We start from the raw sequence: 21,640 nt of genomic DNA on the forward strand, positions 1-21,640 counted from the left end.
TTACGGGTATCAGCAGCAGAGCGGCAGCCGTGGCTATCCCATAGGCCGAGCGGCCTGTCTGGGGCAGCGAGCTGTTACTGCGACGAGGGTTCATGGGGGCAACTCCGAACAGTTCGGGAAAGCGGTCCCGTCGTCGAACTGTAAGTGGTGCCAATACCGGGCGGTACGAGGTTTGAGTTATTGCGCTGTTATCAAGGGTCAATCTCACATCAGTGATGTCCCTTAGCGGCTGTTACGCGAAGTAAGATTTGAATAAAGTTCAACTTTTTTGGCCGGATCTTGTGGCCGACACGCGGCGGGTCCCTGTCCATCGAGGCTGCGGTACCCTGATCGCATGCGTGCCGTACGCCTTCTGCTTAGCGAGCCGCGCTGATCAGTCCCGACCGCCGTTGACGGCGTGGTCGGCATCAGCGCGGCGTCCCCTCCTGTGTGAGGGGATTTTTCGTTTCCTGGACGAACAGCCCGCTGGCAGAGACGATCGATGGAGCTTTGAGGATCATGAGCGAGACGAACCCCGCTGCCGCCGAAGTGGCCGCGCACCGCTACACGGCCGCCGTCGCGGCCGAGATCGAGGCACGCTGGCAGGACTTCTGGGACGCCGACGGCACGTACGCGGCGCCCAACCCCACGGGCGACCTGGCGGGCGACGCGGAACTGGCCGCCCGGCCCAAGAAGTTCATCATGGACATGTTCCCGTACCCGTCCGGTGCGGGTCTGCACGTCGGTCACCCCCTGGGTTACATCGCCACCGACGTCTTCGCCCGCTACCAGCGGATGACCGGCCACAACGTCCTGCACACCCTGGGCTTCGACGCCTTCGGCCTGCCCGCCGAGCAGCACGCCGTGGCCACCGGCGAGCACCCCCGGGTCACCACCGAGGCCGCCATCAACAACATGAAGTCCCAGTTGCGCAGGCTGGGTCTGGGTCACGACAAGCGCCGGTCGTTCGCCACGATCGACCCGGACTACTACAAGTGGACCCAGTGGATCTTCCTGCAGATCTTCAACTCCTGGTACGACGACGAGGCGAGGAAGGCCCGCCCGATCGCCGAGCTGGTCGCCCAGTTCGAGTCCGGTGAGCGCGCGCTGCCCGGCGGCGGCTCCTGGGGCGCGCTGAGCGCCGGCGAACGCGCTGACGTCCTGGGCGAGTACCGCCTGGCGTACGCCTCCGACGCGCCGGTCAACTGGTGCCCCGGCCTGGGTACCGTGCTGGCCAACGAGGAGGTCACCGCCGACGGCCGCTCCGAGCGGGGCAACTTCCCCGTCTTCAAGGCCAAGCTGCGCCAGTGGAACATGCGGATCACGGCGTACGCCGACCGTCTGCTGGACGACCTGAACGAGCTGGACTGGCCCGAGGCCATCAAGCTGCAGCAGCGCAACTGGATCGGCCGTTCCGAGGGCGCCCGCGTCGACTTCCCGATCGACGGCGAGCGCATCACCGTCTTCACCACCCGCCCCGACACCCTGTTCGGCGCGACCTACATGGTGCTGGCCCCCGAGCACCCGCTGGTCGACAAGTTCACCCCGGACGCCTGGCCCGAGGGCACCCACGACGTGTGGACCGGTGGGCACGCGACCCCCGCCGAGGCCGTCGCCGCCTACCGCGCGCAGGCCGCCTCCAAGTCCGACGTCGAGCGGCAGGCCGAGGCGAAGGACAAGACCGGCGTCTTCACCGGCTCGTTCGCCACCAACCCGGTCAACGGCGAGCGGATCCCGGTCTTCATCGCCGACTACGTCCTGATGGGCTACGGCACCGGCGCGATCATGGCCGTCCCGGCGGGCGACCAGCGCGACTTCGAGTTCGCGCGTGCCTTCGAACTGCCGATCGTCTGCATCGTCGAGCCCACCGACGGCCGCGGCACCGACACCTCCACCTGGGAGGACGCCTTCGCCTCGTACGACGCGAAGATCATCAACTCCAGCGGTGAGGGCGTGTCCCTGGACGGCCTGGGCGTCGTCGAGGCCAAGGCACGCATCACCGAGTGGCTGGAGCGGACCGGCATCGGCGAGGGCACCGTCAACTTCCGGCTGCGCGACTGGCTGTTCAGCCGCCAGCGGTACTGGGGCGAGCCCTTCCCGATCGTCTACGACGAGGACGGCGTCGCCCACTCGCTGCCCGAGTCGATGCTGCCGCTGGAGCTGCCCGAGGTCGAGGACTACAGCCCCCGCACCTTCGACCCGGACGACGCCGACACCCAGCCCGAGACACCGCTGTCGCGCAACGCCGACTGGGTGAACGTCACGCTGGACCTGGGCGACGGCCGTGGCCCGCGCCCGTACCGCCGTGAGACCAACACCATGCCCAACTGGGCCGGTTCCTGCTGGTACGAGCTGCGCTACCTGGACCCGCACAACTCCGAGAAGCTGGTCGACCCGGAGATCGAGCGGTACTGGATGGGCCCGCGCGAGGGCCAGCCGCACGGCGGCGTCGACCTGTACGTCGGCGGCGCCGAGCACGCCGTGCTGCACCTGCTGTACGCGCGCTTCTGGTCCAAGGTCCTGTTCGACCTGGGGCACGTCTCGTCGGCCGAGCCGTTCCACAAGCTGTTCAACCAGGGCATGATCCAGGCCTTCGTCTACCGCGACAGCCGTGGCTTCGCGGTGCCGGCCGCCGAGGTGGAGGAGCGCGACGGCGCCTACTACTACCAGGGCGAGAAGGTCAGCCGCCTGCTGGGCAAGATGGGCAAGTCCCTGAAGAACGCGGTCACTCCCGAGTCCATCTGCGCGGAGTACGGCGCCGACACACTGCGCCTGTACGAGATGGCGATGGGCCCGCTGGACGTCTCCCGGCCGTGGGACACCCGCGCGGTGGTGGGCCAGTTCCGGCTGCTGCAGCGGCTGTGGCGCAACGTCGTCGACGAGGCCACCGGCGAGGTGACGGTCGTCGACACCGAGCCCGGTGAGGACACCCTGCGGGCGCTGCACAAGGCCATCGACGGTGTCCGCCAGGACCTGGAGGGCCTGCGGTTCAACACCGCGATCGCCAAGGTCACCGAGCTGAACAACCACCTGACCAAGGTGGGCGGCCCGGTGTCCCGCTCCGTCGCCGAGGCCCTGGTCCTGCTGGTCGCGCCGCTGGCCCCGCACATCGCCGAGGAACTGTGGCGCAAGCTGGGGCACGGCGACTCGGTCGTGCACCAGGACTTCCCCGTCGCCGACCCCGCGTACGTCGTCGACGAGGCCGTCACCTGTGTCGTCCAGATCAAGGGCAAGGTCAAGGCCCGGCTGGAGGTGCCGCCGACCATCTCCGAGGAGGAGCTGGAGAAGGTGGCCCTGGGCGACGAGAAGGTCGTCGCGGCGCTGGCCGGGGCGCCGATCCGGAAGGTGATCGTGCGGGCGCCGAAGCTGGTGAACATCGTCACGTGAGTGCGGGAGCGTGCCGCGCCGTGAGTGTGGCGGAGTGCGGTGGGCCCTGTGGTGGCCTTAGGTGACCTGCGGTGACCTGGGGTAGCCGTCGGTAGGTGCACCGCTGTCGCCGGTCGCGTTCGGGGGTGTCCCCTACGGGCAGGTTCCGGGTTCCGATGGAACCTGGGACCTGCCTGTTGCGTTTACCGTGGAAGAGCGCCGCTGCACATGCCCGTGCCGGTCGGAGAAGGAGCGCGTCGTGGAAGCCGTCATCGCAGTCGTCGCCCTGTTCTTCGTGCTGTTCGTGGTGCTGGGCGTGTACGCCACGGTGAAGGCGGTCGGCGCGGCCAAGCGCGGCGTGGACCGTACGATCACGCAGGCCAAGCGGACCGTCGAGGACACCACCCTGCGCGCCAGAAGCCTGGCCCAGCCGGGCCCGGCCGGACAACTGGCCGACCTGCGGCTGAAGTTGCGCACCTCGATGCGGGCCACCCAGGAGGCGTTGCGCGCGAGCGTGGGCGAGGACGAGTCGCTCAAGGAGTCCCTGGCCCTCTTCGAGCAGCTCAACAAGCACGGCCGGGAGCTGGACGACGAGCTGCGACGCCTGGAGCCGGAGCCCGACCGCGCCAAGCTGGCCCAGCGGCTGCCCGCGCTGCGCGAGCGCGCGGAGCGGATCATCGAGTCCTCCGACTCGCTGCGCTGGGCGGCGCACGACCGGGCCCGCAAGTTCGCCGAGGACGACCTGGACACGCTCAGCGCGCAGATCGACGTCGAGGCGGGCGCGCTGCGGCACTGGACGACGGAACCCGCCGCGGTGTGGCCCGAGGCGCCCAAGCCCGAGCCGACCGCCTCCACGGGGCAGACCTGGCAGGAGACTCGCGAGTCGGCCGGGGGCGCGTCCCGGGACGGGGAGTCCCGTGGTGGTCAGGAGCCGCCCAGGCCCGCGATCACGCCGCCGAGCGCGCGGCCGACCTACCCGTGGCAGAAGAAGCACCGTCCGGAGAGCACCACTTGAGCCACTCGGCCCGGTCGGACCGCTCCGCGCGGTCGCGGGTGACAGGGGCCGGGCTGCCGTCCACGCGGCTCGGCGGGTAACCTCCAGCTCATGTCCCGCCATGTCGCGATCGTCACCGATTCAACGGCCTACCTGCCGCCGCCGGCGATGGAGCGTCACCACATCACCGCGGTGCCGTTGACCGTGGTCATCGGCGACCAGGCGTTCGAGGAAGGGACCGAGATCTCGGCCCGCTCCCTGGCCCAGGCGCTGCAGAAACGACGGTCCGTCACCACCTCCCGCCCCAGCCCCGAGCTGTTCGCCGAGACCTACCGCAGGGTCGCGGAGTCGGGCGCCACCGGCATCGTCTCGCTCCACCTCTCCGCCGAGTTCTCGGGCACGTACGACGCGGCCGTGCTCGCGGCCCGCGAGGCACCCGTGCCGGTGCGCGTCGTGGACACCGGGATGGTCGCGATGGCGCTCGGGTTCTGCGCGCTGGCTGCCGCCGAGTCCGCGGAGGCGGGCGGCACGGTGGACGAGGCCGTCACAGCCGCCGAGAAGCGGGCCGCCGGGACGTCCGCGTTCTTCTACGTCGACACCCTGGACTACCTCCGCCGGGGCGGACGGATCGGTGCGGCACAGGCGCTGTTCGGATCCGCGCTGGCGGTCAAGCCGCTGCTGCGGCTGGACGGCGGCCGTATCGAAATGCTGGAGAAGGTCCGCACGGCCTCCAGGGCGATCGCCCGCCTGGAGGAGATCGTCGCCGAGCGGGCGGGCGGGGCGCCGGTCGACATCGCCGTCCACCACCTCGCGGCGCCCGAGCGGGCCTCCGCGCTCGCGGAACGGCTGCGGGGCCGGGTGTCCGGGCTGGCCGACCTGCATGTGAGCGAGGTCGGGGCGGTGATCGGGGCGCACACGGGGCCCGGGTTGCTGGGCGTGATCGTGTCGCCTCGGTGAGGCGTGCGTCGTCTCGGTGAGGTGGCGAGGCGGGTTTGTCCTGGCTCGGTCTGGCCGGGCTTGGCGGCTTGGGCCGGCTCGGCTTGTTGCGGCGCGGCGCGGTACGGCCGTGTTCGGCTCGGTTTGGTCGCTCGTGTGGGTGGCGGAGTTATCCACAACTGGGTAGTAATCCACGGGAATTGAGCAAGATCATCGCGAGTGGGTCCGTCTGCCCGATCCTCGTCGCATGGCACTTCGATCACGTTCACGCACGGCTACGGTCACCAGCGGCCCCGGCAGGGGTCCCTCCTCCGACGGGCGCGCCCGTCACCCTCGTCCTCGGCGGCCGAGGGGCAGGGCCGGCCGCCGCCACCAGGCGTCGGCGGAGACGCTCCGCCTGCGCGCGGAGGCGCTGTTTCCCGAAAGGACCAGGGAGCCCCGTGAGTTGGGGCATGGGCCGCCGCCGGAGTCCTCCGAGGACGAGGACGGGGCCCGCGGTCGTGACGCGAGTCCTGCGTGGCGTGAGCGGGTGGGGCCCGCCGTCCGGGAGCGGCTGCCGCTGTGGTTGCAGGCGCGGTGCGGCATCGAGCGGAAGAGCGTGGTCGCGCTCAGTGTGGTGCTGGTCGTCGCGGCGGTGTTCGCGGCACAGCACTTCTGGGCGGGCCGGACCCAGCCGGTGAGCGCGCCCGAGGTGGTGCGGGCGGGAGCTCCGGGTGCCTCACCGATGCCAGGGGGTGGGGAGGCACCGTTCGGTGAGCCGGGGCACGGCGGTGCGGCGGTGTCGGGCGCCTCGCCCGGGGTGGGGGCTCCCTCGGCCGTACCCACGATCGTGGTCGACGTCGGTGGCAAGGTGCGCAGACCGGGGGTCCAACAGTTGCCGGCCGGTTCGCGGGTCGCCGACGCGCTGCGCGCGGCGGGCGGGGTGCGGCCGGGGGCGAACACCGACGGGCTCAACCGCGCCCGGCTCCTCGTGGACGGCGAACAGGTCCTGGTGGGCATTCCGGCGCCGATGGCCGGACCGGGGGCGCCAGGGACAGGAGCGGGCGCGGGTGGCGGTGGTGCGGGCGGGGCAGGCGGAGCCGTCGCCGGATCGGCGCCCACGACCCCCGTGTCGCTCAACACGGCCACCGCCGACCAACTGGACACCCTGCCCGGAGTGGGCCCGGTCCTCGCCCAGCACATCATCGACTACCGCGCTCAGCACGGCGGCTTCCGCTCGGTGGACGAGCTCCGCGAGGTGAACGGCATCGGCGACCGCCGCTTCGCCGACCTACGGAATCTCGTACGGCCATGAGGGCGACGGGGGAGGAGGAGAGGGTGTCGGCCGGGGCCGGGGCCGGGGCCGGGGCCGGGGCCGGGGTGCGGGGTGGTCCGCCGCGGCCCGCCGTGCACGTGGCCTCCGGCAGTCGGCTCGGTGACCCGCATCCCAGGCAGGAGGGGCCCACGGATCTGCGCCTGGTGCCATCGGCGCTGGCCGCGTGGGCGACGGCGGCGCTGACGGTGCACGCCTCGCCGGGGTGGGTCACGGGAGTGGCCGTGCTCTGTGCGGTGGCGGGCGTGGCTCTGCTCGCCTGGCAAGGGCAAGGGCAAGGGCGGGCGTGGGCGCGGGGGCAGGGGCTCGGGTATCGCCGGGGGCGTGGGGGCGTTGCGTGGACGAAGGTGTCCGCTGCCGCCGTGCTGCTCTGTGCGGGCGCGGCCGCCGTCTCCGCCGGGCTGCACGGGGCGGATCTGCGGCGGGGGCCGGTGCCCGGGCTGGCCGGGGGGTACGCCCGTGTGACGGCGGAGGTGGAGCTCACCTCCGACCCGCGTCTCACCCGCCCCCGGATCCAGGGCCATCGCGCGGCCCCGGCCGCGGTGCTCCTCCAGGCCGAGGTGCGGCGTGTGCGGAGCCCGGACGGGTCGGTCGCCGACACGCGGACCCCGGTGCTGGTCGTCGTCGACGTGGAGGCGGGGGCCGGTCGGGCGGCCTGGCTCTCGCTGCTGCCGTCCACGCGGGTGCGGGTGGTGGCGCAGGCCGTGCCGGCCATGGCCGGGGGAGACCGGGTGGCGGGCGTGCTGCGGGTGCGGGGCGCTGGGGCGCCGGCCGTGGTGGAGGAGGCGAGCGCCGTGCAGCGGGTCGCGGGGCGGTTGCGCGCGGGGCTGCGGGAGGCGACCGACGGGCTGGACCCGGACGCGCGGGCCCTGCTGCCCGGGTTCGTCGTCGGGGACACCTCACGGGTTCCGGCGGAGTTGGACGAGGCGTTCAAGGCGACCGATCTCACCCATCTCCTGGCTGTCAGCGGTGCGAACTTCACGATCCTGCTGGCCCTGTTCATCGGCCCGCCGGGGCTGGCGCAACGGGCCGAGCGGAAGGGGCTGGCACCCCGGCTCGGGATCCCGTTGCGGGCGACCGCGCTGGCCGGTGGGGCGCTGACCCTGGGCTTCGTGATCGTGTGCCGACCCGATCCGAGCGTGGTGCGGGCGGCGGCCTGCGGTTCGATCGCGCTGCTGGCCATCGCGACCGGGCGCCGCCGGTCCCTGATCCCGGCCCTGGCGACGGCGGTGCTGCTGCTGGTGCTGTACGACCCGTGGCTGGCCCGCAGTTACGGCTTCCTGCTCTCCGTCCTCGCGACCGGCGCCCTGCTCACCCTCGCCCCGCGCTGGAGTGCGGCGCTCCAGCGGCGCCGGGTGCCACCGCGTCCGGCCGAGGCGCTGGCGGCGGCGGGGGCCGCGCAGGCGGTGTGCGCGCCGGTCGTGGCCGTGCTGTCGGCGAAGGTGAGCCTCGTGGCGGTGCCGTGCAATCTGCTGGCGGAGTTCGCGGTGGCCCCGGCGACGGTCCTCGGGTTCGCCACCCTGGCGACGGCGCCGGTGGCGATGCCCGTGGCCGAGGGTCTTGCCTGGTGCGCGAGTTGGCCGGCCGGTTGGATCGCGGACATCGCCCGCACCGGGGCCTCGATGCCGGGCGCGGGCGTGGACTGGCCGGGCAGCTGGACCGGCGCGCTGCTGCTCGCCCTGGTCACCGTGGTCGTCGTCCTCGTCGGCCGGCGGCTGGTGAGCCATCCGTGGCTGGTGGGCGCCTGCATGACGGCGTTCCTGCTGGTCGTGGTGCAGCCACCGCCGCTGACCAGGGTGATCACGGGGTGGCCGCCGCCGGGCTGGCGCTTCGTGATGTGCGACGTGGGCCAGGGGGACGCGACCGTCCTCGCGGCGGGAGACGGGGCCGGGGTGGTCGTGGACGCGGGTCCCGATCCGGTGCTGGTCGACCGCTGTCTGACCTCGCTGGGCATCACCGAGGTCCCGCTCGTGGTCCTCACCCACTTCCACGCCGACCATGTGGTGGGGCTGCCGGGGGTGCTGCGGGGGCGCTCGGTGGGGGCGATCGCGACCACGGGGTTCGAGGAGCCCGTGGAGCAGGCCGCGTTCGTGCGCGGGGAGGCGGCGGCCCGGGGGATCCCGCTGACACGGGCCGTGGCCGGGGAGGAGCGGCGCACGGGCGGTCTCGCCTGGCGGGTGCTGTGGCCGCCGGGTGACGCGGTCACGCCGGACGGCCCGAACGACGCCAGTGTGACCATGCTCGTCCGCTCGGGAGGGCTGACCCTGCTGCTCCTCGGCGACCTGGAACCGCCCGGCCAGCGTGAGCTGGCGAGGTCTTCGGAGGCGGCCGCGCTGGCAGCCGTGGACGTGGTGAAGGTCGCCCACCATGGTTCGGCCTACCAGGATCCGGGACTGATACGGGCCATGGCCCCCAGGCTGGCGCTCATCTCCGTGGGCGCGGACAACCCGTACGGCCATCCGGCGCCCGGTACGGTCGCGGCGCTGAGGGCCGGGGGTGCCACGGTGCTGCGTACGGACGAGGACGGCGCGGTCGCCGTCGCGGGTACGGCGAAGGAGTTGCTCGTGGCGAGAGACTGAGGGCATGGACACCGCAGAGCTTGACGCCTACCTTCGCCGCCTCGGGGCCGAGCAGCAGGCCTGGCCCACCGTCGACGTACTGCGCGAACTGCACCTGCGCCATCTGCGGGCGGTGCCGTTCGAGAACCTGTCGATCCACCTCGGGGAGGAGATCGTCCTGGAGGAGAAGCGGCTGCTGGACAAGGTGGTCGGGCGGCGCAGGGGCGGGTTCTGCTACGAACTGAACGGCTCGTTCGGGGCGTTGCTCTCGAAGCTCGGGTTCGATGTGACGCTGCTCGCGGCGCGGGTGTACGGGGAGGAGGGGCGGGTCGGCATCCCGTACGACCATCTCGCGCTGCGGGTGCGGACGGTGGACGGGGGAGACTGGCTGGCCGATGTCGGGTTCGGGGCGAACAGCCACTATCCGCTGGAGTTCGGGAACCGGACGGAGCAGGAGGATCCGGGCGGCATGTTCCGGGTGGCGGAGGTGGACCGGGAGAGCGGGGGCCGGGAGTTCGGGGACCTGGACGTGTTCCGCAACGGCAAGCCGCAGTACCGGTTGGAGACGCGGCCGAGGGCGCTCGGGGACTTCGTGACGGGGGCGTGGTGGCACAGCACCTCGCCGGCCTCCCACTTCACCCGCTCGCTGGTCTGCTCTCTGCTCACGGAGGACGGCGGCCGCATCACCCTCAGCGGTCGTACGTTCACCGTCACCTCGGCGGAGGGCGCCCGTGAGGTGACCGAGCTGGGCTCGGACGCGGAGGTGCTGGCGACGTACCGGGACCGCTTCGGGCTGGAGTTGGACCGGGTGCCGGAGGTGGGGAAGGGCCGTGAGGAGCGGGCGGGCGCGCTCGTAGAGGGGGGTTCCGGGGGCTTGTAGCCTGACGGCGCCGTACGACGGGGGAGCTGACTGTGGGGAACGTCCTGCCCGTGGCCATAGGGGCGGCCATCGGTCTCATGGGGGTGGTGTTCGGTTCGTGGTTCACCGCGCGCCGACAGGACCGCATGTGGCTCCGCGAGCAGAAGCTCAAAGCCGGGGTCGGCTTCAACACGGCCGTCGTTCAGCTCCTGGACCACCTGAAGGAGACGCGGCTGGGTGACGACGGCCCCGGGGCCGACGAGTTGGTGAACCGGATGCAGGAGGCACGCTCGGCCCTCTACCTGCTCTGCTCCAGCGACACCGTCGACCTCGCCGATGCCCTCGCGGTCAGGGTCTGGAGCACGCGGCCCACCGACGGCAGGGACGACCGCCGGGCCGAGTTCCGGGAGACCTTGGACCTCCTGCGTCGCTTCACCCACCAGCTCCGGCAGGAGATCGCCAGGTCGTAGACCCTCTGGGGAGGGGAGGGGAGGGGAGGGGAGGGGGCAGGGATGGGGGTGGCGGAAGATGGGGGTGTGAGTGATGTGAGGCATGTGTTGGTGTTGCCGGATCGGGATGCCGCGGAGGAAGTGGTCGAGGCGCTGCGGGAGCGGTTCGGGCTGGATGAGGAGCCGCAGCTGGTGCGGGACGCGTTGGCCGGGGAGGACGACGCCGAGGACGCGCAGTGGCTGGTGGTGCTGCGGGACGAGCGGGAGCGGCTCGACCCGGTGGCGTTGGACGAGTTCGCGGGGGAGTGGGAGGGATGGCGGGAGGAGCCGTAGTGCTCCCGCGCGGCGTCTCCGTGCGCTGAGGGGGATGCCCGGTCGGTGGGCGGTCGGGTTGTCAGTGGGCCGTGGGATGCTGTCCGGGATGGCCAAGAAGACTGTGAATGATGATCCTCTCGCCCCCGTGACGTTGGCCGTGGGGCAGGAGGAGCTGCTGCTCGACCGGGCTGTGCGGGTGGTGGTGGCCGCGGCGAAGGCCTCGGACGCCGACACGGACGTGCGGGATCTGACCTCGGACCAGTTGCAGCCGGGCACCCTCGCCGAGCTGACCAGTCCGTCGCTCTTCGCGGAGCGCAAGGTCGTGGTCGTGCGCAACGCGCAGGATCTGTCGGCCGACACGGTCAAGGACGTGAAGGCGTACCTGGGGGCTCCCGCAGAGGAGATCACCCTGGTGCTGCTGCACGCGGGCGGCGCCAAGGGCAAGGGGCTGCTGGACGCGGCGCGCAAGGCGGGGGCGCGGGAGGTGGCGTGCCCCAAGATGACGAAGCCGGGGGATCGGCTGGCGTTCGTGCGGGGGGAGTTCCGGACGCTCGGGCGGTCCGCGACGCCCGAGGCGTGCCAGGCGCTCGTGGACGCGATCGGGAGCGATCTGCGGGAGCTGGCGTCCGCGGCGTCGCAGCTGGTGGCGGACGTCGGGGGGACCATCGATGAGGCGGTGGTCGGCCGGTACTACACGGGGCGGGCCGAGGCGTCGAGCTTCGAGGTGGCCGATCGGGCCGTCGAGGGGCGGGCGGCGGAGGCGTTGGAGGCGCTGCGGTGGTCGCTGGCGACGGGAGTGGCGCCGGTGTTGATCACCAGTGCACTGGCCCAGGGGGTGCGGGCGATCGGGAAGCTGTCGTCGGCGCGGGGCGGGCGGCCGGCGGATCTCGCGCGGGAGTTGGGGATGCCGCCGTGGAAGATCGATCGGGTGCGGCAGCAGATGCGGGGGTGGACACCCGACGGGGTGGCTGTCGCCTTGCGCGCGGTGGCGGAGGCGGACGCGGGCGTCAAGGGTGGCGGAGATGATCCCGAGTACGCGTTGGAGAAGGCGGTTGTGGTCATCGCGCGGGCGGCGCGGTCGCGTCGGGGGTGACTTTCGCCCCCGCCGCCCCTACCCGTCCCGTCCCAGGGGCGCCGCCCCTTAGACCCCGGGCCGAGGGGGAACGGCGGTGAGTAAGTACGTGCGGGTGCGTGGGGGCTTGTCGCGCGGTTCCCCGCGCCTCTGAAAGACCTGCAGTCACCTCCGACCCGGCTGCCCTACGGCATGCCGAAGGCCCCGTCGGCCGCCCCGGGGAAGGGGCGGGCGGCGGGGCCTTCGGTTCAAGACGGTGGATCCGCACCCGCGTGGCGAACGCAGGCCGCGTGCGGATCCGGGGTGTCGGGTGGGAGCGGATGAGAGAGGGCCCGCCCTGGGTCCAGCCGACGATCAGATCAGAGGTGAAGCTCAGCCCTGGAGGGAAGCGACCTTGGAAGCAAGCGCCGACTTCTTGTTGGCGGCCTGGTTCTTGTGGATGACGCCCTTCGAGACGGCCTTGTCGAGCTGACGCGCGGCAGCGCGCTGGTACTCGGTGGCCTTCTCGACGTCACCCGCGGCAGCGGCCTCACGGGCCTTGCGGACCGCGGTCTTGAGCGACGACTTGACGGCCTTGTTGCGAAGGCGCGCCTTCTCGTTGGTCTTGTTCCGCTTGATCTGGGACTTGATGTTCGCCACGAATGAGCCTTTTCAGCTTGGTTTTCCTTGGGATGTGCCTCCTGCAGAGAGGGCATGAGACACAGCCGCCCACGTTACCAGCAGCTCTCGCGTCGGCCCAAACCGGTCCCAGCCCTCCACCCGTGGGACCATGGTGCCTACGTACAGCCCCGCCAGACCCGATCCGACCCGAGACCGCAGACGGCTGCGGACGCCTCAAGAATCAGGACCCTGCGTGCCCGCGATCCCTAGCCATGTGCCCGAGCCGAGCCGTACCGACCCGGCTCTGATCCGCAATTTCTGCATCATCGCGCACATCGACCACGGCAAGTCCACGCTCGCCGACCGGATGCTCCAGCTCACCGGTGTGGTCGAGCAGCGGCAGATGCGTGCTCAGTACCTCGACCGCATGGACATCGAGCGTGAGCGCGGCATCACGATCAAGTCCCAGGCGGTCCGTCTGCCCTGGGCGCCGACCGACGATCCGGGCAACACGCACATCCTCAACATGATCGACACCCCCGGGCACGTCGACTTCACCTACGAGGTGTCGCGGTCGCTGGCGGCCTGTGAGGGGACCGTCCTCCTCGTCGACGCGGCCCAGGGGATCGAGGCCCAGACCCTCGCCAACCTCTACCTGGCGATGGAGAACGACCTCAAGATCATCCCCGTACTGAACAAGATCGACCTGCCGGCCGCTCAGCCGGAGAAGTTCTCCGAGGAACTGGCGAACCTCATCGGCTGCGACCCCGCGGACGTGCTGAAGGTCTCCGCCAAGACGGGTGTCGGGGTCGACGCGCTGCTCGACCGGGTCGTGGCCGAGGTTCCGGCGCCGGTCGGCGTCAAGGACGCGCCCGCCCGCGCGATGATCTTCGACTCGGTGTACGACTCGTACCGGGGCGTGGTCACGTACGTCCGTGTGATCGACGGGCAGCTCAACAAGCGCGAGCGGATCCGGATGATGTCCACCGGCGCCACGCACGAGCTGCTGGAGATCGGGACCAACTCGCCCGAGATGCTGCCCGCCGACGGGCTGGCCGTCGGTGAGGTGGGTTACCTCATCACCGGCGTGAAGGACGTCCGGCAGTCCAAGGTCGGTGACACGATCACCAGCCAGGCCAAGGGGGCGACCGAGGCGCTCGGGGGGTACAAGGACCCCAAGCCGATGGTCTTCTCCGGCCTGTATCCGCTGGACGGGTCCGACTACCCCGAGCTGCGTGACGCGCTCGACAAGCTCCAGCTCAACGACGCCGCGCTCGTGTACGAGCCGGAGACGTCCGCCGCGCTGGGCTTCGGTTTCCGCGTCGGTTTCCTCGGGCTGCTGCACCTCGACGTGATCCGGGAGCGGCTGGAGCGCGAGTTCGGGCTCGACCTCATCGCGACCGCGCCGAACGTCGTGTACCGCGTCGTCATGGAGGACGGCACCGAGCACACGGTCACCAACCCGAGCGAGTTCCCCGAAGGCAAGATCAACGAGGTGTACGAGCCCGTCGTGCGGGCCACCATCCTCGCGCCGACCGAGTTCATCGGCTCGATCATGGAGCTGTGCCAGACCCGGCGCGGCACCCTGCTCGGCATGGACTACCTGTCGGAGGACCGGGTCGAGATCCGGTACACGCTGCCGCTCGCGGAGATCGTCTTCGACTTCTTCGACCAGCTGAAGTCGAAGACACGCGGGTACGCGTCGCTGGACTACGAGCCCACGGGCGAGCAGACCTCCAGCCTCGTCAAGGTCGACATCCTGCTGCACGGCGACAAGGTCGACGCCTTCTCCGCGATCACGCACAAGGACGCGGCGTACGCCTATGGGGTGCGGCTCGTCGCCAAGCTGCGCGAGCTCATCCCGCGGCAGGCCTTCGAGGTGCCCATCCAGGCGGCCATCGGCTCGCGCGTCATCGCCCGCGAGACCATCCGCGCCATCCGCAAGGACGTCCTCGCCAAGTGCTACGGCGGTGACATCTCCCGGAAGCGGAAGCTGCTGGAGAAGCAGAAGGAAGGCAAGAAGCGGATGAAGATGGTGGGCTCCGTGGAGGTTCCGCAGGAGGCCTTCATCGCCGTACTGTCCAGCGACGACAGCGCCGGCGGCGGCAAGGGCAAGAAGTAGCCAACGGCGACCGGTGGTCGCCGACCGCGGGGTAGCCACCGTTACCCGCGGAAACTCGGGCACAATGCGGGCCCGTCGCGTTTCGGCGCGGCGGGCCCGCAGGTCTTCCCAGAGGCGCCGGGGCGTGTCCGTACGGTAGTTCTCGGTGGAAAGTGACTGCCCGCCGCCCCTTACCAACCGGCCGACCTCGCTCTACCCTGATCACCACTCGATGGTTACTCGCGAGTTAAACAACAGCCGCTTTGAGCCAGCCGCACAGTCCCGTGAGCCAGCTGTACTGTCGCGTGCCCCGGAGGATGTCGTGAGCGACACACAGACCCTGATCGAGAACCGTCCGCCCTCGGTGGCGGCCCTCTTCCTCGAGCGCGTGGCGGCCACGCCCGACGGCGAGGCCTACCGCTACCCGGTGCCACCGGCCTCCGGGGAGGGGCCCTCCGACTGGAAGTCGCTGAGCTGGGCGCAGTCGGCCGAACGGGTGTACGCCGTCGCGGCCGGACTGATCGAGCTGGGCGTGCAGCCGGAGCAGCGGGTCGCCCTCGCCTCGTCGACCCGCATCGAGTGGATCCTCGCCGACCTCGGCATCATGTGCGCCGGCGCCGCCACCACGACCGTCTATCCGCAGACCAACGCCGAGGAGTCGGCGTACATCCTCGCGGACTCCGCCAGTCGGGTCCTCATCGCCGAGGACGCGGCTCAGCTCGCCAAGGCCCGGGAGAAGAAGGCCGAGCTGCCCGACCTGACGCATGTCGTCGTCATCGACACCGAGGGCGCCGACCTCTCGGAGGAGTGGGTCCTCTCCCTGGCCGAGCTGGAGAAGCGCGGCGCCGCGTACCTGGAGAAGAACCCCGACCTGATCAAGGAGAAGGTCGGCGCGATCACCAAGGACCAGCTCGCCACGCTCATCTACACCTCCGGCACCACCGGGCGCCCCAAGGGTGTCCGGCTGCCGCACGACAACTGGTCGTACATGGCGAAGGCGATCGCCGCGACCGGGCTGGTCAGCGCCGAGGACGTGCAGTACCTGTGGCTGCCGCTCGCGCACGTGTTCGGCAAGGTGCTCACCAGCGGGCAGATCGAGGTCGGGCACGTCACCGCCGTCGACGGCCGGATCGACAAGATCATCGAGAACCTTCCGGTGGTGCGGCCGACCTACATGGCGGCCGTGCCCCGCATCTTCGAGAAGGTCTACAACGGCGTCGTCGCCAAGGCCCGCGCGGGCGGCCCGGCCAAGTACAAGATCTTCCAGTGGGCGGCCGGGGTCTCCCGCGAGTACGCCAAGGCCAGCCAGGACAACTTCCGCCGCACCGGCACCGCCTCGGTGCCGTTCGCGCTCGGCGCGAAGCACAAGATCGCCGACGCGCTGGTGTACGCCAAGCTCCGCGAGGCGTTCGGCGGCCGGCTGCGGGCCTGTGTCTCCGGGTCGGTCGCGCTCGCGCCCGACATCGGCTTCTTCTTCGCCGGCGCCGGCATCCACATCCTGGAGGGCTACGGCCTGACCGAGACCTCGGCGGCGTCCTTCGTGAACCCCGGCGAGGCGTACCGCACCGGCACGGTCGGCAAGCCGCTGCCCGGCTGCGAGGTGCGGATCGCGGAGGACGGCGAGATCCTGCTGCGCGGCCCCGGTGTGATGGAGGGCTACCACGGGCTGCCGGAGAAGACGGCGGAGGTGCTGGAGGCCGACGGGTGGTTCCACACCGGTGACATCGGGGAGCTGTCGCCCGACGGCTACCTGCGGATCACCGACCGGAAGAAGGACCTGTTCAAGACGTCCGGCGGCAAGTACATCGCGCCGACCGAGATCGAGGGGCAGTTCAAGTCGCTGTGCCCCTTCACCTCCAACGTCATGGTGATCGGCGCGGACCGGAACTTCTGCACGGCGCTCATCGCCCTCGACGAGCCGTCCCTCCAGGGGTGGGCCGCGGAGAACGGGCTGGCCGGGAAGTCGTACGAGGAGATCATCGCGGCGCCCGCCACGGTCGAGATGGTCGACGGGTACGTCAAGCAGCTCAACGAGGGCTTGCAGCGGTGGCAGACGATCAAGAAGTTCCGGTTGCTGCCGCGGGACCTGGATGTGGAGCACGGTGAGCTCACGCCGAGCCTGAAGCTGAAGCGGCCGGTGGTGGAGAAGGAGTACCAGCACCTGATCGAGGACATGTACGCGGGTGCGCGCGAGGCGTAGCGCTCCGCGTGAGAACCGGGGAACTGCGGGCCGTCCTTCAGCTGCGGGTTCGTGGTGGCTGGTCGCGCAGTTCCCCGCGCCCCTACAGGGCGCGGTTGCTCTCCACCAGGGTTCGAAGTTCGCGTATCTGCGTGCTCAGCTCGGTCAAGTCCGGCGAAGAAGCAGCCAGTTGCTTCTCGAAGGACGACAGCCGGGTGTCGATCTCTTCCGCGTGCTCCCGTTGGATCGCCCGCAGGGTTTCCAGCTCCCGGGTCTTGCGGTGCAGGTCCAGGAAGACGCTGACCTTCGCCCGTAACACCCAGGGGTCGAAGGGTTTGGTGAGGTAGTCGGCGGCGCCGGTGGCGTACCCGCGGAAGGCGTAGCCGGTGTCGGCGTCCGTGCCGGTGAGAAAGATGATCGGGACGTCCTTCGTCTGGTCGAGGCGCTTGATGTGGGCGGCGGTCTCGAAGCCGTCCATGCCGGGCATCCGGATGTCGAGGAGGACGACGGCGAACCGGTGCCGCAGGAGGGCCTTCATCGCCTCCTCGCCCGAACGGGCGCGGACGAGCGGCTCGTTGAGGGATGCCAGGACGGCCTCCAGGGCGAGCAGGTTGTCCTCCATGTCGTCGACGAGGAGGATGCCCGCGCTTTGGTCGGTCCGGTCCTGAGGGGTCATGGTGAGGGTGCCTCGTTCTCTTCGGTGCGTTTCCCCGGGGACGGCTCGGCGCTCTCCGGAACCTGCGGGGTTTCCGGGTCGAGGACCGCGCAGACGACCGTGAGCAGCTGGTCGACGTCCACCGGCTTCGGTACGTAGTCGTTGGCGCCGCGGGCGATGGACTTCTCGCGGTCGCCGGGCATCGCCTTGGCGGTGAGGGCGACGATGGGCAGACCCGCCCAACGCGGGGTGCGGCGGATGGCGGAGATCGTCTCGTAGCCGTCCATCTCCGGCATCATGATGTCCATCAGAACGAGTTCGACGTCCGGGTTGCGATCCAGGGTCTCGATGCCCTCGCGCCCGTTCTCCGCGTACAGGACGGGCATGCCGACCCGGCCCAGGACATGGGTGAGTGCGAAGACGTTGCGGATGTCGTCGTCGACGATCAGCACCCGGCGGCCGGGCAGCACCTGGCCCGCGCGGCCCACCTTCCACGCCTCCAGCTTGGTGGGCGCCGGCCAGGAGTCGTCGCCGTCGTGCATCTCGCCGTCGTGCGCGGCCGGGTAGGGCTCGTTGGCCAGCTGCTCGGGGACGAGGCTGCCGTGCTCCTCGATCACCGGGCCCGTCACCCCGTGGCCCGGGCTGAAGACCGGCACGTACAGGGTGAAGGTCGAGCCCTTGCCGGGGACGCTCTCCGCGATGATGCGGCCGCCGAGCAGGCCGGCGATCTCGCGGCTGATGGACAGACCGAGGCCGGTGCCGCCGTACTTGCGGTTGGTGGTGCCGTCGGCCTGCTGGAACGCCTCGAAGATCACCGGGAGTTTCTCGGCCGCGATGCCGATGCCGGTGTCCGAGACGGCGAAGGCGATCACCTCGTCGTGGTCCTCGCGGGTGTAGCGGTGGTCGGGGTCCTTGACGCGGCTGACGGTCAGCTCGACTCGGCCGGACGCGGTGAACTTGATCGCGTTGGAGAGGAGGTTGCGCAGGATCTGCTGGAGGCGCTGCTCGTCCGAGTACATCTCGCGGGGGACGTCCTCGCCGACCGCCACCTCGAAGGCCAGGCCCCGGTCGAGGGTGAGCGGCCGGAACGTCGCGTGGACGTAGTCCAGGAGCTTGATCAGCGGGAGGCGCTTCGGGCGTACGTCCATCCGGCCCGCCTCGATCTTCGACAGGTCGAGGATGTCGTTGATCAGCTGGAGGAGGTCGGAGCCGGAGCGGTGGATCGTGGTGGCGAACTGGACCTCCTGGTCGGTGAGATGGCCGTCCGGGTTGTCGGAGAGCAGCCGCGCCAGGATCAGCAGGGAGTTCAGCGGGGTGCGCAGCTCGTGGGACATGTTCGCCAGGAACTCCGACTTGTACTGCGAGGAGGTCGCCAGCAGCGCCGCCTTCTCCTCCAGTTCGGCGTTGGAGCGCTGCAACTCCGCCTGCTGCATCTGCAGTTCGTCCGAGCGCTCCTGGAGCTGCATGGCCAGGCGCTGGGACTCGCCGAGGAGGGACTCCGTGCGGGAGTTGGCGATGATGGTGTTGATGGCGACACCGATGGTGTTCACGAACTGGTCGAAGAACGCCAGGTGGACGTCGGAGAAGCGGGAGAAGGACGCCAGCTCGATCACCCCGAGGAGCTTGTCCTCGAAGAGGATCGGGATGATGACGACGCTGGACGGGGAGGCCTCGCCGAGGCCGCTGTTGATCTTGATGTAGTCCGGCGGGGCCTCCTCCACCAGGATCCGCTTCTTCTCCCGGGCCGCCTGTGCGACCAGACCGTGCACGGGCAGGCCGCCGGTCTCGACGGTCGCGCCCTGCGCCGCGCCGTAGCCCGCGATGAAGGCGAGGCCCTTGGTGGGCGCCACCGGCAGCGGGGCCGCGCCGTCCTCGTCGGGGTCGGCCAGGTAGAAGGCGCCGTACTGGGCGTTCACCAGCGGGGTCAGCTCGCGCAGGATCAGGTCGGCGACCTCCATCAGGTCGCGGTGGCCCTGCATCAGGGCGGCGAGCCGGGCGAGGTTGGACTCCAGCCAGTCCTTCGCGCGGGTCGTCTCGCGGAGGTTGGCCACCATCAGGTTGATGTTGTCCTTCAGCTCGGCGACCTCGCCGCGCGCCTCCACCGTGATGGAGCGGGACATGTCGCCCTGGGCCACGGCCGAGGCGACCTCGGCGATCGCGCGGACCTGCGTGGTCAGGTTCAGGGCGAGCTCGTTGACGTTCGTCGTCAGCCGCTTCCAGGTGCCGTAGACGCCCTCCACCCGTGCCTGGCCGCCGAGTTGCCCCTCCGAGCCGACCTCGCGGGCCACCCGGGTGACCTCGGAGGAGAAGGAGGAGAGGGTGTCGACCATCGTGTTGATGGCGGTCTTCAGCTCCAGGATCTCGCCGCGCGCGTCCACGTCGATCTTCTTGGAGAGGTCGCCGTTGGCCACCGCCGTGGTGACCTGGGCGATATTGCGGACCTGTGAAGTCAGGTTGTCCGCCATGTAGTTGACGTTGTCCGTGAGGTCCCGCCAGACACCGGACACGCCCAGCACCTGGGCCCGGCCACCGAGCGCGCCGTCGGTGCCGACCTCACGGGCCACCCTCGTCACCTCGTCGGCGAAGGCCCGCAGCTGCTCCACCATCGTGTTGACGGTGTCCTTCAGTTCCAGGATCTCGCCGCGCGCGTCGACGGTGATCTTCTTGGAGAGGTCGCCGTTGGCGACGGCCGTGGTGACCTGCGCGATGTTGCGGACCTGCGAAGTCAGGTTCAGGGCCATGAAGTTGACGTTGTCGGTGAGGTCCTTCCAGACGCCCGACACACCCCGCACCTGCGCCTGACCGCCGAGGTTGCCCTCGGTGCCGACCTCGCGGGCGACGCGGGTGACCTCGTCGGCGAAGGCGGAGAGCTGGTCGACCATCGTGTTGATGGTCGACTTCAGCTCCAGGATCTCGCCCTTGGCCTCGACGGTGATCTTCTTGCCGAGGTCGCCCTGGGCGACGGCCGTGGAGACGAGGGCGATGTTGCGGACCTGGGAGGTCAGGTTGTCCGCCATGAAGTTGACGTTGTCGGTGAGGTCCTTCCAGACGCCGGAGACGCCCCGGACCTGGGCGCGGCCGCCGAGGTTGCCTTCGGTGCCGACCTCGCGGGCGACGCGGGTGACCTCGTCGGCGAAGGCGGAGAGCTGGTCGACCATCGTGTTGATGGTCGACTTCAGTTCCAGGATCTCGCCCTGCGCGTCGACCGTGATCTTCTGGCTGAGGTCGCCGTTGGCGACGGCGGTCGTGACCTGGGCGATGTTGCGGACCTGGGAGGTCAGGTTCGACGCCATGAAGTTGACGTTGTCGGTGAGGTCCTTCCAGACGCCGGAGACGCCCCGGACCTGCGCGCGGCCGCCGAGCTGCCCCTCGGTGCCGACCTCGCGGGCCACGCGGGTGACCTCGTCGGCGAAGGCGGACAGCTGATCGACCATCGTGTTCACGGTGAGCTTCAGTTCGAGCAACTCGCCGGTCGCCTCGACCGTCACCGTACGGGTGAGGTCGCCGCGCGCCACCGAGGTGGTCACCAGGGCGATGTCCCGCACCTGGGCGGTCAGCCGGGCGGCCATGGTGTTGACCGCCTCGGTCACGTCCCGCCAACTCCCGGACAGACCCCGGACCTTGGCCCGGCCGCCGAGCCGGCCCTCCGTGCCGACCTCGCGGGCGACCCGGGTCACCTCGCCGGTGAACAGGGACAGCTGGTCGACCATCTTGTTCACGGCACGGCCCAACCTGCGCAGGTCGCCCCGGAGCTGACGGTTGCCGTCGTGCAGGTCGACCCGCTGGGTGAGGTCGCCGCCGGCCACCGCGTCCAGGACCCGGGTGGCGTTGGCGGCGGGGGCGACCAGGGCGTCGAGCGTCTTGTTCACGTCGTCGACGCGGGTCGCCCAGGCGCCCTGACCCGGGCTGGCCGACAGCCGCTCGTCGAGACGGCCGTGCCGGACCAACTCCCTCCTTACACGCTGCACTTCGGTGCCGAAGTGGGCGCTGCGGTCGATGATCTGGTTGAAGAGGGCGCACAGCTCCGCCACCGGGGCGGGGCCCGCCTCCGGGACTTTCGTGAAGCTGCCGTCGCGGGCGGCGGTCATGGCCGCGGTCAGCGCGCGGAGATCGGATGCCCGGATCAGAACGTCCGTTTGGCTGTCTTTTTGACCGTCTCGGAGCACCCGCGTAGCACTGTTCTCACTCATGGTGGCCCACTTCGGTAACTCGGCGCTTATGGGCGTGGTCAGTCTGTCACTCTGTCCGTGCCGCCTGAGGCCTAT

At 70.6% G+C, this 21,640-nt stretch carries 14 protein-coding genes; 11 read left to right on the forward strand and 3 right to left on the reverse strand.

Features of this window, described 5'->3' with window-relative positions:
- Window positions 1–498: 498 nt before the first annotated feature.
- The 9 genes from leuS (at window position 499) to holA (ending at window position 11,861) form a co-directional block, all read left to right on the forward strand.
- The gene (gene leuS / locus ACZ9QC_RS28350) at window positions 499–3,366 is read left to right on the forward strand and encodes a leucine--tRNA ligase (RefSeq protein WP_472915692.1); all 2,868 of its coding nucleotides are present in this window, start codon (window positions 499–501) and stop codon (window positions 3,364–3,366) included.
- A 238-nt stretch (window positions 3,367–3,604) separates the two neighbouring features.
- A complete protein-coding gene (locus ACZ9QC_RS28355; RefSeq protein ID WP_472915693.1) occupies window positions 3,605–4,360 on the forward strand; it encodes a hypothetical protein in 756 nt (251 codons plus the stop codon).
- A 90-nt stretch (window positions 4,361–4,450) separates the two neighbouring features.
- Complete coding sequence (locus tag ACZ9QC_RS28360) at window positions 4,451–5,296, forward strand: DegV family protein (protein WP_472915694.1); 846 nt, start codon at window positions 4,451–4,453, stop codon at window positions 5,294–5,296.
- Window positions 5,297–5,522: 226 nt separating this feature from the next.
- The gene (locus tag ACZ9QC_RS28365) at window positions 5,523–6,569 is read left to right on the forward strand and encodes a ComEA family DNA-binding protein (protein WP_472915695.1); all 1,047 of its coding nucleotides are present in this window, start codon (window positions 5,523–5,525) and stop codon (window positions 6,567–6,569) included.
- Between the two features lie 92 nt (window positions 6,570–6,661).
- A complete protein-coding gene (locus tag ACZ9QC_RS28370; protein WP_472921836.1) occupies window positions 6,662–9,166 on the forward strand; it encodes a ComEC/Rec2 family competence protein in 2,505 nt (834 codons plus the stop codon).
- Between the two features lie 4 nt (window positions 9,167–9,170).
- Window positions 9,171–10,025 carry an arylamine N-acetyltransferase family protein gene (locus ACZ9QC_RS28375; RefSeq protein WP_472915696.1) on the forward strand — a complete coding sequence of 285 codons (855 nt, stop codon included), beginning with the start codon at window positions 9,171–9,173 and terminating at the stop codon, window positions 10,023–10,025.
- A 32-nt stretch (window positions 10,026–10,057) separates the two neighbouring features.
- Complete coding sequence (locus ACZ9QC_RS28380; RefSeq protein WP_472915697.1) at window positions 10,058–10,474, forward strand: hypothetical protein; 417 nt, start codon at window positions 10,058–10,060, stop codon at window positions 10,472–10,474.
- A 66-nt stretch (window positions 10,475–10,540) separates the two neighbouring features.
- A complete protein-coding gene (locus tag ACZ9QC_RS28385) occupies window positions 10,541–10,786 on the forward strand; it encodes a hypothetical protein (protein ID WP_184894173.1) in 246 nt (81 codons plus the stop codon).
- A gap of 88 nt (window positions 10,787–10,874) precedes the next feature.
- Window positions 10,875–11,861: a DNA polymerase III subunit delta gene (gene holA, locus ACZ9QC_RS28390; protein ID WP_472915698.1), complete on the forward strand. Its 987-nt coding sequence runs from the start codon at window positions 10,875–10,877 to the stop codon at window positions 11,859–11,861.
- 351 nt (window positions 11,862–12,212) lie between these two features.
- Here the strand turns inward: holA and rpsT are convergent, their stop codons facing one another.
- Complete coding sequence (gene rpsT, locus ACZ9QC_RS28395; RefSeq protein WP_184894177.1) at window positions 12,213–12,479, reverse strand: 30S ribosomal protein S20; 267 nt, start codon at window positions 12,477–12,479, stop codon at window positions 12,213–12,215.
- A gap of 214 nt (window positions 12,480–12,693) precedes the next feature.
- On the opposite strand from rpsT, the gene lepA reads away from it, so the two are divergent.
- Window positions 12,694–14,562: a translation elongation factor 4 gene (lepA, locus tag ACZ9QC_RS28400; protein ID WP_319099567.1), complete on the forward strand. Its 1,869-nt coding sequence runs from the start codon at window positions 12,694–12,696 to the stop codon at window positions 14,560–14,562.
- 301 nt (window positions 14,563–14,863) lie between these two features.
- Window positions 14,864–16,741: an AMP-dependent synthetase/ligase gene (locus ACZ9QC_RS28405; protein WP_472915699.1), complete on the forward strand. Its 1,878-nt coding sequence runs from the start codon at window positions 14,864–14,866 to the stop codon at window positions 16,739–16,741.
- A gap of 82 nt (window positions 16,742–16,823) precedes the next feature.
- Here ACZ9QC_RS28405 and ACZ9QC_RS28410 read toward each other — a convergent pair whose 3' ends face one another.
- Together ACZ9QC_RS28410 and ACZ9QC_RS28415 are read right to left on the reverse strand one after the other, a co-directional pair.
- Window positions 16,824–17,396 carry a response regulator gene (locus ACZ9QC_RS28410; protein WP_472915700.1) on the reverse strand — a complete coding sequence of 191 codons (573 nt, stop codon included), beginning with the start codon at window positions 17,394–17,396 and terminating at the stop codon, window positions 16,824–16,826.
- Entirely contained in the window at window positions 17,393–21,463 is a 4,071-nt protein-coding gene (locus ACZ9QC_RS28415) for a HAMP domain-containing protein (RefSeq protein WP_472915701.1), read from the reverse strand. The genes ACZ9QC_RS28410 and ACZ9QC_RS28415 overlap by 4 nt, the downstream gene beginning before the upstream one ends.
- Window positions 21,464–21,640: the final 177 nt, after the last annotated feature.

It is taken from the genome of Streptomyces sp. HUAS MS02 (assembly GCF_055702265.1).

Excerpts from the sequence above, each read along its gene's own strand:
- ACZ9QC_RS28375 (WP_472915696.1), top strand. The coding sequence starts at position 9,171 with ATGGACACCGCAGAGCTTGACGCCTACCTTCGCCGCCTCGGGGCCGAG.
- ACZ9QC_RS28415 (WP_472915701.1), bottom strand. The coding sequence starts at position 21,463 with ATGACCGCCGCCCGCGACGGCAGCTTCACGAAAGTCCCGGAGGCGGGC.
- holA (WP_472915698.1), top strand. The coding sequence starts at position 10,875 with ATGGCCAAGAAGACTGTGAATGATGATCCTCTCGCCCCCGTGACGTTG.
- ACZ9QC_RS28360 (WP_472915694.1), top strand. The coding sequence starts at position 4,451 with ATGTCCCGCCATGTCGCGATCGTCACCGATTCAACGGCCTACCTGCCG.
- ACZ9QC_RS28365 (WP_472915695.1), top strand. The coding sequence starts at position 5,523 with ATGGCACTTCGATCACGTTCACGCACGGCTACGGTCACCAGCGGCCCC.
- ACZ9QC_RS28410 (WP_472915700.1), bottom strand. The coding sequence starts at position 17,396 with ATGACCCCTCAGGACCGGACCGACCAAAGCGCGGGCATCCTCCTCGTC.
- leuS (WP_472915692.1), top strand. The coding sequence starts at position 499 with ATGAGCGAGACGAACCCCGCTGCCGCCGAAGTGGCCGCGCACCGCTAC.